Origin of the sequence: Bacillus sp. FJAT-27986 (assembly GCF_001685035.1) — a bacterium.
GTDB lineage: Bacteria > Bacillota > Bacilli > Bacillales > Pradoshiaceae > Pradoshia.
Window position 1 is genome coordinate 57,738 of the sequence record NZ_MAYV01000016.1, and the last position, 13,742, is coordinate 71,479.

Consider the following 13,742-nt stretch of genomic DNA (forward strand, 5'->3'; position numbering starts at 1 on the left):
TAGGCATTAAATTCCGTTAAAAAAATGTACAAAAAATGACGAAAAAAAACTATTTCATTTTACTAAAAAATCTTGTATGATACTTTCAGAAATAGTTTATTTTTGAAAATTGTATAAGCGAAAATTAGGGAAGGCAAATGGTGCGCCACCAGTAATGGTCCTAGTGGGTTCGATTCCCACCCCGAAATTTTTTGATATTACATTAAAAAATTTCGAGGGGAAATCGCAGTTAGCGGCTGCCCTCATACGGAGGGATCTGTATGTTGAAAAAACGTGAATTATCTGATTGTCCTGTATTGTTTGATTTAATGATTCACCCCGATGTCTTCCCTTTTGTGCGCCATAAAACGCATCAATATGAAGAATATCTCTTTCTTACTAAACAAATGATTGAAGCTGAGGAGCGTGGCGAACTGATTTCACGTACCATTCTCGATGAGTGGGGAAATCCAATTGGCACGATAACGCTTTATGATGTATCCAATCAGGCTGGCTTTTTAGGTACTTGGTTAGGGAAACCCTATCATGGAAAAGGATATAACCAATTGGCTAAACAGCATTTCTTTGAAGAATTGTTTTTTGAGCTTGAGATTGAAACGGTCTTTCTGAGAATAAAGAAAGAAAATATTCGTTCTTTTAAAGCAGCTCAAAAGATGCCCTATACTATGCTTGCAAACGAAAGTCGAAAAACCTTATATGAAGAAATCAACTCAGGGGAGTATTCATTTGATTTATTCGAGATAACAAAGGACCACTTCACTTTATCACAAATGCGACAACCAGCAGAGGTGTCTGTATTTGATATAAAAGAAGCTTAAAAAAGGTGTTATGCATAGTCTGCCTAATAGACTGTGCATACACCTTTTTTCGTAATAGCGGCCTTATTCTTTTGTTATCTTTTGCTGTTCGTATAATTTTCTCAAGATATATGTTTTGTACAACTCCAGCTTTCTCCGTTCAACAGGATGCCTTCTTATACCATTTTCTTTTAGCTTGGCCACATACCAACCCTTCGAACCTATGTATGCCATTCTCTCCTCACTCCACTCTGTTTTATTCGTTATACAATATATGAGTGATTTTAACTAATATGACACATAACTGAATAAACATAATCCAGCCAATTTAAGTAAAAATTAAAGTTTAAAAAGCAGAATTATTTTGTGGTATAATTTTTTATTGTCATACTTACTTTATACGGGGGGCATGGATATGAATTTATCTATTTTTACAAAGAGTAACTTTTCAAGAATAATTTCGGTATTCCTCCCGATATTAATTACACAGCTGGGACTGTTCGCTATCAGCTTTTTTGATACGTTTATGTCCGGGCAAGCAAGTCCTGAAGACCTAGCTGGAGTAGCCATAGGCACGTCTATATGGAGTCCTTTCTATAATGGACTTGCCGGCATTTTACTGGGAGTAACACCAATCGTCGCCCACTTAATTGGGGCTAAAGAAAAAGCGGATAAAATTCGCTTTTCTGTTATGCAGGCGATTTATGTAGCTGTCGCAATGTCCATCATTCTAATTGGCGCTGGTGCTTTAGTGCTTAAACCGATATTAACAGGCATGAATCTTGAGCCGGATGTTTATCAAATAGCCTATGGTTATTTAGTTGCTTTGGCATTCGGAATCTTACCAATTATGATTTACAATGTACTTCGTTCATTTATTGACGCACTAGGGAAAACTACCGTCTCCATGCTAATCACCCTTATTGCGATCCCAGTCAATGTGGTACTTAACTATATGTTTATCTATGGAAAGTTAGGTGTTCCGGCATTTGGCGGTATTGGTGCAGGAATCGCTGCATCAATTACTTATTGGGTTATCACTCTGGTTGCAGCAGTGATTATCATTAGATTACAGCCTTTCTCCGGTTTTGGCATTTTAAAATCATGGCCATTGCCCGTTTTTAAGGAATGGGTTGAATTAATGAAAATTGGATTCCCAATAGGTATGTCCATCTTTTTTGAAACCAGTATCTTTGCAGCAGTTACGCTGGCTATGAGCTCATATGATACGATTACGATTGCATCACATCAGGCTGCCATGAACTTCTCATCCTTCTTGTATATGGTACCACTTAGCTTTGCGATGGCATTGACCATCATTGTCGGCCATGAGGCAGGTGCCAAGAACTATAAAGCAGCTAAAGAATATTCAATACTTGGTGTTTTTTGTGCGATTGGTTTTGCAGGCATTAGTGCTATCTTCTTATTTATTTTCAGAGATTATATTGCTCTTCTATACACTAAAGATCCTGTGGTAGCTTCATTAACAGCTCAGTTCTTAATTTACGCCATCTTCTTCCAGCTTTCCGATGCTCTTCAGGCACCAATCCAGGGTGCTTTGAGAGGCTATAAGGATGTGAATATCACGTTCTTTATGTCCCTGTTATCCTATTGGATTATAGGGCTTCCACTTGGCATATTCCTTGCTAATTATACCGACCTTGGAGCATTTGGTTATTGGATTGGATTAATCTCCGGCCTAGCTGTTGGGGCAACTGGTTTAACATTGAGATTGTTATACGTTCAAAAAAGAAAATTTGTGCACACTTCAAATAGCTAACCATACAAAAAGTTCGCTTGAATAAACCAAGCGAACTTTTTTATTTACTATCTATTACGATGATTTTTCAGACAAAGTTACACATACTAAATTTTCAAGGCCAAGCTGCTTATCTGGTTTTTGATAAAACATCCTGCCCACCTGTTACTGGAATAACCGTTCCTGTAATAAAGTCAGCTTCTTCCGCACATAGAAACGAAATGACACGTGCGATATCACCGCCAGTTCCAGGCCTTCCAACTGGAACATTTTCTGATACTATACCTTCTTCTACACGAAAGCTTTCCTTCCAAGGATCCACAATATCCCCTGGACAAACCATATTGGCTGTGATTCCATACTCCGCCTCTTCCAAAGCCAGCGTTTTTGTCAAGGAGGTTAATCCCGTTTTGGAAGCAGCAAAAGCAGAACGGTATTTCCAGCCCGGAGCGTGGTCTGACTGATCAAACCCCATGGTAATAATTCTTCCCCATTTATTCACTCGCATATAGGGAATAACCAATCTGGCTAAGTAAAACATACTCGATAAATTCCCATTAATAAGATATTCCCATTCTTCTTCCATATATTCCATCATTGGTTTACGTTCCTGTATATATGGACCAGCATTATGTATCAGAATATCAATTCCACCACATAATTCATAGCATTGATGAATTAGTTTGCGATGATGATCTTGAACTGTTACATCATATGGCAAAGCATAAGCTTGCACGTTGTAGTTTTGAGCTAATTCCTGCATATCTTGGATGGCACTGTTTTGATTAGTACGATAGGTCGTAATGACATTTATCCCATCCATAGCTAATTGCCTTGCTGTAGCTCTGCCCAGTCCTCTTGCTGAACCAGTAATTAAAGCCGTTTTCCGAGTCAACTTCTTCTCCCCCTACAGGCAGTATTTACTATCTGTATTATACATTGAAAGATGACATTTCCGTTAATCAAAAGCTGACTTCTGCATTAACGACAATTACCCTTATCGCATATAGTAAGTTAACCTAATATGTCTCTTGAAAGTCGAGGTGATCAATTGTTTCCGTGGAACCTTTTTCCCAAAAATCAAAACCAAATGCCAGATTGGATGAAGTTCCTTAATCAGCCAGGTATGGAAAAGCAGATGGAACAATTATTCTCCATGCTATCACCTGATCAATTAGGAGGAATGATCAACCAACAATTTAAATCAAGTCCAGAACCAGATGAGCAAACGGTGGTCCATTCAAAACATTCCGTAGATATTCTGGAAACACATGATTATCTTTTCATTAGAATCCCAATAAAAGAGGATCATTTACCTAACGTTAAGGTATACCATACTTCTACAAAGCTTCTCCTATCCGGATTACCCCCGGATCCAGAGGAGAAACACTCTTTTCATCTACCTGCTCCGGTAAAAAAAAAGGGAGCGAAATCTTCATATCGGGATGAAATCCTGGAAATCATTCTCTTTAAGGTAAATGAATCAAACTATTCAGAAATTTCTATTCCTGAATGGTAAAAAAACTGGCTTGGATGACAGGGCCAGTTTTTTACTATCCTTTATTTTTCTCCCTGTAAAAATACAAGAACTTTATCTCCCGGTTTCCCATTGAATTCCACCTTCATATATTTAAGCCTGTTAGGGCAATCCAATATTTCTAATTTACCCTGGTTAACCAATCGCTTTTCAATCAAAGAGGCATAAATCGTGTTATCAGGGCTTACTGATAAGGAAACATGGATTCCTTTATCATTTGGATTTGCAGTTGCAACCGTAAAATACCTGAATTTGTGGACATCAAAAATGATATGTGCATTGCCGTTTGATTTAAAAAACAACTCTTTTTTTATATTAACAAATTCATGATTTTCCCTTTTTATATGCGCATTATTATTAAACTCTCCAACATCCAATCCTGCAATCTCTTTTATCCTGAATTCTGTTTGATTATGCGTTTCAGCGGTATATTGTTTTTCTTCCCTATGTAATTTGTACACCTGCGATGGTTCAATTACCTTTTTATCATTCTCCTGAATTGTCAAGATAGACCCTTCCTTTCTATCGATGCATAACGTAATTAACTATATGTGTATGCATCAATCTTTCGGAAAAGAAGGCATAAATGAATTCTTATCAGTGTCTACTTCTATAACTTTTTGACCAATAGAATATTTAAAATTTATGTTACTCATTTTTTATACAATATTATCACTCTCCTGGCGGAGAACATCTTCATTTAGACTGTAACTGTTCTAAACATGCTTATTGTGCTTACCTGACCAGTTTGTATTATAAGGAGTACAACATATAATGGGGCATTGATCCTACTTGGAGTAAATGTCTCGTTAACCATATTTCTATTTCTGATATTAATGCTCCGATGACTGTCCGTTTAGCCGAATAAGGCAAGATAAAGGAACAATCACACAAACATACATTTGAAAATTTCTACCCTAAGATATTCGCAGATTTCTTCTATTTATACGATTCTATTTTTAATAATTAAAATGATTCACACAGACTGTTTCTTATATTTTTCGCTTTGTAAAGCAAAGAAAACCCAAATTATCGTAATTAAAGTTACGTAACCTGTGCTATTTTCAATAGGTCTTCCGATAACCCACGCAATTATGTCTGCACTTAATAAAGCTAAAAAAGTAAGGGTGATAATAAGAATAACGGAATGAATTAACAGTTTAGTGAATCTAATCATTGTTAGTTTTGGGAAGTTAAACATTTAAAAACACCTCCTAATAATAGAGTCAGCATCAATAATCAGTAATAAAAGAAGATTATGGTACGTAAACAGAAAAAGGAGACAGCAAAGAAGCTGCTCCTCTATTTCAAACTATTAGCAATCATGGTTACGAAAGAGTAATCATCCTGAGATTATCCATTAATCGTTAATTAACAACAGTAAATTCTTTCTTTGGCATTGCATGCATTCCTCTTGCTGTCACATGAGGGATCATATAATAGTCCCCTTCCTGAGAGAATGACTTTTCAAGACTGTATATACCATCCTTTTTATGCTTAACGGCAATTTTCTCTTTATCCGAACCATCCTTTTTGCCAAATTCAAATTCGACAGATTCAGCATCCGTCACCTTATCATTCCCCTGTGTTACGGTCACCTCAAAAAGTACATTTTCATTCACTATGGCCGCCTCAGGTGAAAGTTTTACCTGGACATCAATGATAGCTGGCATTTCTTCATCTGCTGCTTTGTCCTGACATCCGAACAGGATTATTACTGTGATCATACATAGACTCAAAAATAATACATTCTTTTTAAACAACTTAATTCCAACCCCTTATCATTCACAATCCACTAATTCTAATAATACTCCAAAACTGGAATTAGAGACCAGTAATTAGTTGGAAAATTCACCAAATATTCAGGTTTTCTCTTTCTCATTTTTTTCTTTATTCCCTACTTGTATATTTCTGGATGAGGTTACAAAACCTATACTAAAAGGAGGTTAGACATGTGAGCCATCCATATTGTTGTCCAAACTGTAAAACAAACCGGTCACGTTTTAATGTGATTGAACAAACTCCCATTTACGTGAAACTTGATCCCCAATCAGGCACTGTTATTCAAATGTACGCAGACGATGAATTAGACGCCTTTCATTTACCCTATAATGGACCTGTCAGAAGAATCCAGTGCGCTGCCTGCGGTTTAATTGAAGATGAAAAAACATTTATTGCATTTGGTGAACGCTCGTTTAAATAATGTTGATTCAAAGCGCATTCATACTCTTTCCTGAAACATTAACCAAAAAATCGCCTCTCCTGGAATGGAGAAGCGATTTTTTTATTTTATATCCTCAGCCAATTTTTTCTTAGCTGCTTCTAGCTGTGGATCTTCTTCAGTAATTTTATTTCTTAATTCATTCATTAATTTATTTGTTGTGTCTCCCTGGATCACACCTGTTTCTTTTAAATCATGATCCTTTTGGAACTTTTTAACCGCTGTTACAGTGTTCTCATCAAAATATCCATCGGCTTTACCTGGATTATATCCAAGTGCTTTAAGCATTTTTTCAGCATTCTCAACTTCTGGCGACATTTTTGAAAGCTCTAGCTTTTCCTCAGGATCAATAAACGATAAATTTGCATAATCAGGCATTTTGACAGTAATGTCCGGCTTGATGCCTTTTTTATGAATCCAGTTGCCATCCGGTGTCAGCCATTTTGCATACGTAAACTTCAAATTGGATCCATCTGTGAAGTCCATTGCTGATTGAGCAGTTCCCTTCCCATATGACTTCACACCAATAATCGGAATATCAGCAGATTCATTTAACGCTGCAGCCACTATTTCAGATGCACTAGCACTGCCTTCGTCAATTAGTACAGCCGTTGACAATTTAAATTTATAACCGGTATCTGTCGCTTTTGCTACTTGTTTATTCCCGCTGCGGTCTTCAATCTGTACGAGATTTTCACCGGCTGGAACAAACATATTCGCTATTTTTTCAGCTTGGTCAAGCAATCCGCCCGGGTTTTGTCTTAAATCAAGCACAATTCCCTTCATACCTTGCTCTTCCACTTCACGTAATACTTTTTCAAGCTCTTCAGCTGTATTCTCAGAAAAGCTGGTTATCTGTATGTTTGCAATATCATCCGTTAAGTTCTCTTTATAAACTGTATTTACAGGAATTGTATCACGTATTATTTTAACGTTCATTGTCTTACTTGCACCCGGACGCTGGATTACTAAATTAACCTCCGTCCCTTTTTTTCCACGGATTAAGAGCACGGCATCGCTGGACGACATCCCTTGCAGGCTTTTATCATTTACTTTTAAAATAATATCACCCGCTTTTAATCCGGCTTTCTCAGCAGGTGCACCTTTTATCGGTGAAACAATTACAATTTGTTCATTTTCTGACATTATTTCTGCCCCAATTCCCTCAAAAGAAGAGGAAATGCTTTCATGAAAGCTGGCGGCTTCTTCTTGTGTCATAAAGTCCGAATATGGATCATCAAGTGATTCTACCATTCCATTAATGGCACCATCAATTAATTTATCGCGGTCCACTTCTTGGAAATAACTATTTTCCAAGGTATCCATAGCACTTTTGATTTTCTCCATATCGTTTTTAGATCCGCTAAGCGGAATCTTGATTCCTGATGTTGATTGTTGCGTGTTATCCATTATGTACCTTGTTGCAAAAACACTAAGGATAATGAGTAAAGCTGATCCTAAAATAAGATAAATCCATCTAACTTTAATATAGCCCTTCGGCTTGTTTGCTTGTTCTTGATCTTGTTCTGAATCCAACTGGTTCACCACTTTCACTGAACTATACTGCCTTAAAATTAACTATATTATATCAGAACTCCAAATGATATCCTACTCTGTTGCCAGCTGGATGTATTCCTCCAAGGTCAAGCCACGTTTTTTCATATCAGTGGCATAGGCTTTTCCCACATATCTAATATGCCAGGGCTCATACATATACCCTGTTGTTTTCTCGTCACCCTTTGGATAGCGGATGATGAATCCATATTCTGCAGAATTTTGGGCAAGCCATTGTCCGGCTGTTGTAGAGCCAAAATCTTCATTAAGCTGATAATTATTCTCTGCACTCGATACATCCATTGTTAGACCTGTTTGATGCTCACTCTTACCAGGCTCCGCTACCGATTGTTGGGCATACTCTATACCGGATGCTTCAATTTCCGCATTATATAGCTGTACCTGTCTTTCATAGGAACGAAAACCTGACACGGCTGCTAATTGTACTCCCTCTTCATTGGCTGCAGTAAACATCTTCTCAAGCGCCTCTGCAGCTTCCTTTCTCATCAGCTGTTTTTCATGCTCTCCTACGAATGAAAAAGTAACATTCGGTTTCACCAAATCATCTGCTCGGTAACCAATCGGCAGACTATTTTCTTTATTTACCAACACAAGAATATTATCAGGATTTTGGATATAGTTCACTCCATCCTCAACCTTAATATCATTTAAGAATTCAGCAGCCAGATTCACACTATTATCATCCTCTTCCGACCCTTGATTTCCTTGTCCATTTCCAATCGTTTCCTGCGTATGGTTCTCGTTCTCTTCTTTTTTCGATTGATCTGTGTCAATGGATAAATCATTACATGCTGTGAGTAATAAAGCCGTTGCCATCATCATCCCAAGAAGTATCTTTCTCATTTCTCTTCCCTCACAATTCTCTCTCTAGCTGTTTATTGTTTCAAAAAACCATTAAATCAGCCTATGCTATTTATTATTTTAGTAACTTTTTAAATTGATATGTTTTTAAGTTTTGTTTGTATTATACTAAGTTTCTGAAAAATTCAAACAAACTGTTAATCATCAAGGAGTGTACTATTTGGTCACTCGAACACATTTGCTTTAAATAGTGATATATTGATGTTTCCACTAATCCTTTTCAAGTATAGCTGAAATGTTCCCGATCTGCTTGATTTTTTCAAAAAATCTAAGTTGATAATTCAATATCAAAATTCAAATAATACATCAATAGTACAATTATAAAAAAAAGCTCTGGTTTTCACCAGAGCTTTCTTGTTTTTATAATATTAAGATTCAATAGCAGTATTTAAAGCAACTTCGATCATGTCATTAAATGTCGTTTGTCTCTCTTCAGCTGTCGTTTCTTCACCTGTAAGGATATGGTCACTGACAGTAAGAATGGATAATGCTTGTCTGCCATATTTAGCAGCTAAAGTGTATAACGCAGTGGTTTCCATCTCAATGGCTAGGATACCATATTGTGCCCATTTTTCATGGTCTGCTTTATCATTATAAAATTGATCTGCAGTAAATACATTACCAACTTTTAATTGAAGTCCTTTTTCCACACCTGTGTCATATGCTTTTTTTAATAAACCAAAATCAGCTGTAGGTGCAAAGTCGATTCCATCAAAAAGTAATTTATTCATATTGGAATCCGTTGATGATGTCATGGCTAAAATAACATCTCTCACTTTTACATCTTTTTGAATCGCACCGCATGTACCAACACGAATTAATTTTTGTACACCATAGCTTTGCATTAATTCATTTACATAAATAGAGATGGACGGAACTCCCATACCTGTCCCTTGAACAGACACTTTTTTCCCTTTATAAGTACCAGTATAACCAAACATGTTTCTAACTTCATTATAACAAACAGGATTTTCCAAAAATGTTTCAGCTATATATTTTGCTCTCAATGGATCTCCCGGCAATAGCACAGCTTCTGCGATTTCGTTTTCTTTAGCGCCTATATGTATACTCATGTTTGAATATTTCCTCCTTTATGTAAAGACAAAAATGTCTATATTCAACTATAACTATACCATAGGCTTTTTAAAAAGATAAAGTTACCGATAATTCAGATTTTAACAAACGTGAATTCGGTTCACTACAGCCCAACCGCCAGATTGAAGCTGGTAATAACTCTTTTTCTCGTACTTATCCCCGATCATAATGATATCACCACTTGATATGGTTCTTCCCTTATAATTCTCAGGTATTAAATCTCTTATATTAAACTTTCTAAACAATTTATTAATGACTTCCGTATGACTTTCTCCATCTATGTAGCCTTGATATACCTGTTTATATCCTTTCTTATCCCGAGGGTGTTCTGTTTGAAAAATGGCGATTTCATATTCTCTTCTTCGCAAAGCCGACCACTTTAAAATTCTTTGTTTAAGCATAATTTCCCTCCTAATACGTTTGTTATTTAAATTTACCCTTCCTATAACAAATTCCTGCAATGAAAAACTTCTAGTTTTGTCGAATCCTAAATTTATGAGTTTTGGCCTAGTCTTTTCTTATAAAGTATGCTGTTAAATGCTTACACCCCTGTGGTTAGAGAACAATTTACAATCTGCATATATTTGTTGAATCAAAAAACAGACCAGGAGAAGTCTGTTTTTTGTTTAGTGAGGCTCTTTTTTCTCTCTTGTTGTTTGATCGGCCACTAATTTTTCTAGTTTTTTTATAGCAGTTTTCATCACTTTCCCATAGGTTTCATCACCAAACATGTCACGTAAAATTCGATAATCATTATAAATATCGAGAAGATGATTAATTTTCTCTTGATGATCAGACTCCTGGTTACCATTTTTATTTAAATGTGCGAGCGGTGAGGGCTCTGTTAGTTTCTTATACTGATTTGATTTCAATTTTTGATTAAGAGCATGTTTCTTCAAAAATTGTTCTGCATCTTTCGCATCTGCAAGAAAAATCAAATCATCCTCATTGCATTCTAGCCATTCATTGTCTGTAATTCTAGATAATTCATAAATAATATCTTCCCACGATTCTTCTTTATATCTCCAAATTTCAGTTCGAAACCCAATGACTTTAAAGATTTCCTTTCCATACCCTTTCACTTGCACTAAATCTCCAAAAAAATACTTGTAATCAATATTTACATGTTCTGCTTCAAATAAAAGCCCTTCAAAATCCTCAACAAGCATTAAGGATGATTCCGTAAATACTCCATCAGCACCTTGGACCTCATATACATAGGTTTGATTAAATTCCTGAACAGACTTCACTTTACCCACGATTCCGTTCACAAGTATGACTACTGAATTACCAATTGCAAACTTCGGTTTATTACGCTTGCCCATTGCTGCCACCCCTCGCAGTTCGGGTAGAATTTTTATCAGTATATGCAGCTCTTTAATTGAGGGGAAGCCTATTATTTAAACTCTTTTAGCCATCTTCCCGAAAAAACAAGACTTGATTCAGTAAAAGGATTAAATTGGGGAAAGATTTATATTTTTGACTTTGGCTTAATTCACCGATTTAGACTGGATTTGTGACAGAGTTGGCTGCTTTCTTCCTGTCCCCTACTGTATTTACAGTAAATCAATTGTTACCCATTCTATGACTGTCGGAAAAAGACATAGTTTTTAATTTCAACTAATACAATCTTTTTCGTAAAAAAGAAAAGCAATCCACTTATTCAAGTAAATATGAATAAGCAGATTGCCAAGAAATTTTCATGCGATAGTTAAGTAGAAATATCTTCATCGGAAGGAATGGTTAGAATAACGCTCGTTCCTTCTCCTTCTACGCTTGTTACTTCAAATGTACCTTTTAACTCTTCCATGATTTTCATGCTCGTTGCCAGTCCTAATCCGGTACCATTTTCTTTAGTCGTAAAGAATGGGGTACCAAGCTTGGATAACGTTTCTGCTGGAATACCCGGTCCATTATCCTTAATGATTAATTTCATTTTATTCTCAAAACAATCTGTTAAAATGCTGATCGTTCCGCCATCTTTCATAGCATCTCGAGAATTTTGGATTATATTTAAAATTACTTGATAAAGACGATTTCGATCTGTATAAATGATTCCTTCATGATGAATATCTTTTAATATTGTTATATTATTTTTATTTAACTCCGCTCTTTGCAGTAAAATAATTTCTTCAATCAACTCAGTAACTGAATATTTTTTCAAGATTAATTGATATGGTTTTGATAGATTCAATAATTCGCCGACTATTCTATTCATACGGTTTAATTCTTCTATAATGATATCAATATAATTTTTAAATATTTTTTCATCATAGGGATGATCTCTTAATAGTTGGAAAAGCCCCCGAATCGTCGTAATAGGATTTCTGATTTCATGGGCTACTCCGGCCGCTAATTGGCCAACATATTTAAGCTTCTCCGTTCTGAGAATCTCCTTTTCCCGTTGTTCCAAGGTTTCTATCATGGAAATAAAGGCCCTATTAAGTACATTTAGCTCATGATATGTACTTTCAATTTGGTTATATTTTTTTCCGTTCGTATATCTCTCCACACCTTCTGCCATCCTGACAACAGGCTTAACTACTGTTTTAGATATATAATAGACAAATAGTAAAATACCAATCAGCAGTATTAACCCTATCATTAGATAACGATCAATTAATTGCAGCAATGGAGCATATACAACTTTTTTACTAGCTTCGGTAACCACATACCACTGCTCCTGGGCATCAGTTCTTTCCTTGATTGGTTTCACAGCAAATAACTGCTTGCCATCTTTGGATTGAATTAATTCATTTTGCTTATCAGAGGCAATCAAATCATCTAGTGAAAGATTATTTTCCTCCAGAAAGTTTGTTTTCATAATATTATCTTCATTTTGCTCTGATACAATCCAGCCCTCGTGATTAATCATAAACGCTGTATAAGGAAATTTTTCACGCTCAAGTGTTAAATTAGACTCTATCGTTTTCCACAGATAAAATAAATTAACTGTTGGAGCAAATACTCCATTTATTTCATTATCATTCGTATAAATTGGTGTGCTAATCAAAAAAAATGGCTTTTCACGATCTAATTTATACACTTTAGACAAATACTGAATGCCTGCACTTGATTTTTCGAAGGATTTACTATTTATAAAATAAGGAGTGATATCATTATACTCCTCCGAGGGAATTACATCCCCGTCCTTATTAACATAGATATATCCAGAGTAAATCGGCTTTGATTCAACATATTCCTTCAAAAAATTCAATGAATGCGTTTTATTGTCACTTTCTATATCGGAATGCCGACTTAAATAAACTAGATCACTGATTCTCTCATCTATAAAACGATCTGTTGTATCTGCCGCATGGTAAGCGGCCGTTCGCAATGTCATTCTAACTTGATTTTCAATTAACGATCGCTGGGTCGAATACGAAATAATCCCAAGGCATAGTAAAGGAACCGTTGAAATAATAAGAGAATAACTTAACAAACGGGTTTGTAATCGAACTGGCATAGGAACACCTGTTTCTTTCTGTTAAATTCAATTGCTAAAAAGCTAAGAATCCTACTAAAAATTTAATAAAGCTTTGATATGGTTAATCTGATTTTCTACAAACTATAACTCACCAATATGCTGAAGGTAAAGATTCCAGGCATCGTCAAATAGGCTCATGTCCAATATATAGTCAACATTCATTTCTAGATACAGACTTATTTCATGATAATCAGACGAATTCTTAGGAAAACCGGGATCATGAAAAACATTTTCAGCAAACATGGACATCTCACTTTTCTCCAGGGCATGCCTATATGTGTTTAAAAATCGATAAAAAGATTTCACTTGCTTTCGCTCCACTCATTTAACATTAATTATGCATTATACATATTACCTAAAAAAACTACATAATGCTATTATTTACCTTGTTGATTTGGGGTACTTCACGC

The 13,742-nt window shown here is 35.8% G+C and carries 15 protein-coding genes; 4 read left to right on the plus strand and 11 right to left on the minus strand.

The genetic code is table 11. From position 1 onward, the window contains the following. The first annotated feature begins 260 nt into the window (after positions 1-260). A complete protein-coding gene (locus A8L44_RS13200) occupies positions 261-818 on the plus strand; it encodes a GNAT family N-acetyltransferase (protein ID WP_066107075.1) in 558 nt (185 codons plus the stop codon). A 63-nt stretch (positions 819-881) separates the two neighbouring features. Here the strand turns inward: A8L44_RS13200 and A8L44_RS18595 are convergent, their stop codons facing one another. Continuing rightward, positions 882-1,031 (minus strand): YflJ family protein, encoded by a 150-nt coding sequence (locus tag A8L44_RS18595; protein WP_077248137.1) that lies wholly within the window; start codon positions 1,029-1,031, stop codon positions 882-884. 181 nt (positions 1,032-1,212) lie between these two features. Here A8L44_RS18595 and A8L44_RS13205 point away from each other — a divergent pair, with 181 nt between their 5' ends. Continuing rightward, positions 1,213-2,577: an MATE family efflux transporter gene (locus A8L44_RS13205; RefSeq protein WP_066107078.1), complete on the plus strand. Its 1,365-nt coding sequence runs from the start codon at positions 1,213-1,215 to the stop codon at positions 2,575-2,577. Between the two features lie 109 nt (positions 2,578-2,686). Here A8L44_RS13205 and A8L44_RS13210 read toward each other — a convergent pair whose 3' ends face one another. Next, positions 2,687-3,451, minus strand: a complete 765-nt coding sequence (locus A8L44_RS13210; RefSeq protein WP_066107081.1) for an SDR family oxidoreductase — start codon at positions 3,449-3,451, stop codon at positions 2,687-2,689. A 129-nt stretch (positions 3,452-3,580) separates the two neighbouring features. Here A8L44_RS13210 and A8L44_RS13215 point away from each other — a divergent pair, with 129 nt between their 5' ends. Next, positions 3,581-4,075, plus strand: a complete 495-nt coding sequence (locus tag A8L44_RS13215; protein ID WP_139063858.1) for an Hsp20/alpha crystallin family protein — start codon at positions 3,581-3,583, stop codon at positions 4,073-4,075. A gap of 41 nt (positions 4,076-4,116) precedes the next feature. On the opposite strand, the gene A8L44_RS13220 is transcribed toward A8L44_RS13215, so the two are convergent. Both A8L44_RS13220 and A8L44_RS13230 read right to left on the minus strand, forming a co-directional pair. After that, positions 4,117-4,599: a DUF6385 domain-containing protein gene (locus A8L44_RS13220; RefSeq protein ID WP_066107089.1), complete on the minus strand. Its 483-nt coding sequence runs from the start codon at positions 4,597-4,599 to the stop codon at positions 4,117-4,119. 861 nt (positions 4,600-5,460) lie between these two features. Next, the gene (locus A8L44_RS13230) at positions 5,461-5,820 is read right to left on the minus strand and encodes a FixH family protein (protein ID WP_139063859.1); all 360 of its coding nucleotides are present in this window, start codon (positions 5,818-5,820) and stop codon (positions 5,461-5,463) included. 227 nt (positions 5,821-6,047) lie between these two features. Between A8L44_RS13230 and A8L44_RS13235 the strand changes: the two genes are divergently transcribed. Further along, positions 6,048-6,296: a DNA alkylation repair protein gene (locus A8L44_RS13235; protein WP_066107097.1), complete on the plus strand. Its 249-nt coding sequence runs from the start codon at positions 6,048-6,050 to the stop codon at positions 6,294-6,296. A gap of 81 nt (positions 6,297-6,377) precedes the next feature. Here A8L44_RS13235 and A8L44_RS13240 read toward each other — a convergent pair whose 3' ends face one another. The 7 genes from A8L44_RS13240 to A8L44_RS18600 form a co-directional block, all read right to left on the minus strand. Then, positions 6,378-7,859 carry a S41 family peptidase gene (locus A8L44_RS13240; protein ID WP_254654731.1) on the minus strand — a complete coding sequence of 494 codons (1,482 nt, stop codon included), beginning with the start codon at positions 7,857-7,859 and terminating at the stop codon, positions 6,378-6,380. Positions 7,860-7,922: 63 nt separating this feature from the next. Further along, positions 7,923-8,732: a M15 family metallopeptidase gene (locus A8L44_RS13245; protein ID WP_066107103.1), complete on the minus strand. Its 810-nt coding sequence runs from the start codon at positions 8,730-8,732 to the stop codon at positions 7,923-7,925. 386 nt (positions 8,733-9,118) lie between these two features. After that, positions 9,119-9,823, minus strand: a complete 705-nt coding sequence (gene deoD / locus A8L44_RS13250) for a purine-nucleoside phosphorylase (protein WP_066107105.1) — start codon at positions 9,821-9,823, stop codon at positions 9,119-9,121. A 102-nt stretch (positions 9,824-9,925) separates the two neighbouring features. After that, positions 9,926-10,246 carry a YodL domain-containing protein gene (locus A8L44_RS13255; RefSeq protein ID WP_066107108.1) on the minus strand — a complete coding sequence of 107 codons (321 nt, stop codon included), beginning with the start codon at positions 10,244-10,246 and terminating at the stop codon, positions 9,926-9,928. Between the two features lie 225 nt (positions 10,247-10,471). Beyond that, entirely contained in the window at positions 10,472-11,170 is a 699-nt protein-coding gene (locus A8L44_RS13260) for a hypothetical protein (protein WP_066107111.1), read from the minus strand. A gap of 386 nt (positions 11,171-11,556) precedes the next feature. Continuing rightward, positions 11,557-13,311, minus strand: a complete 1,755-nt coding sequence (locus A8L44_RS13265) for an ATP-binding protein (RefSeq protein ID WP_066107114.1) — start codon at positions 13,309-13,311, stop codon at positions 11,557-11,559. 102 nt (positions 13,312-13,413) lie between these two features. After that, positions 13,414-13,653 (minus strand): YozE family protein, encoded by a 240-nt coding sequence (locus tag A8L44_RS18600; protein ID WP_308810532.1) that lies wholly within the window; start codon positions 13,651-13,653, stop codon positions 13,414-13,416. Between the last annotated feature and the right edge of the window lie 89 nt (positions 13,654-13,742).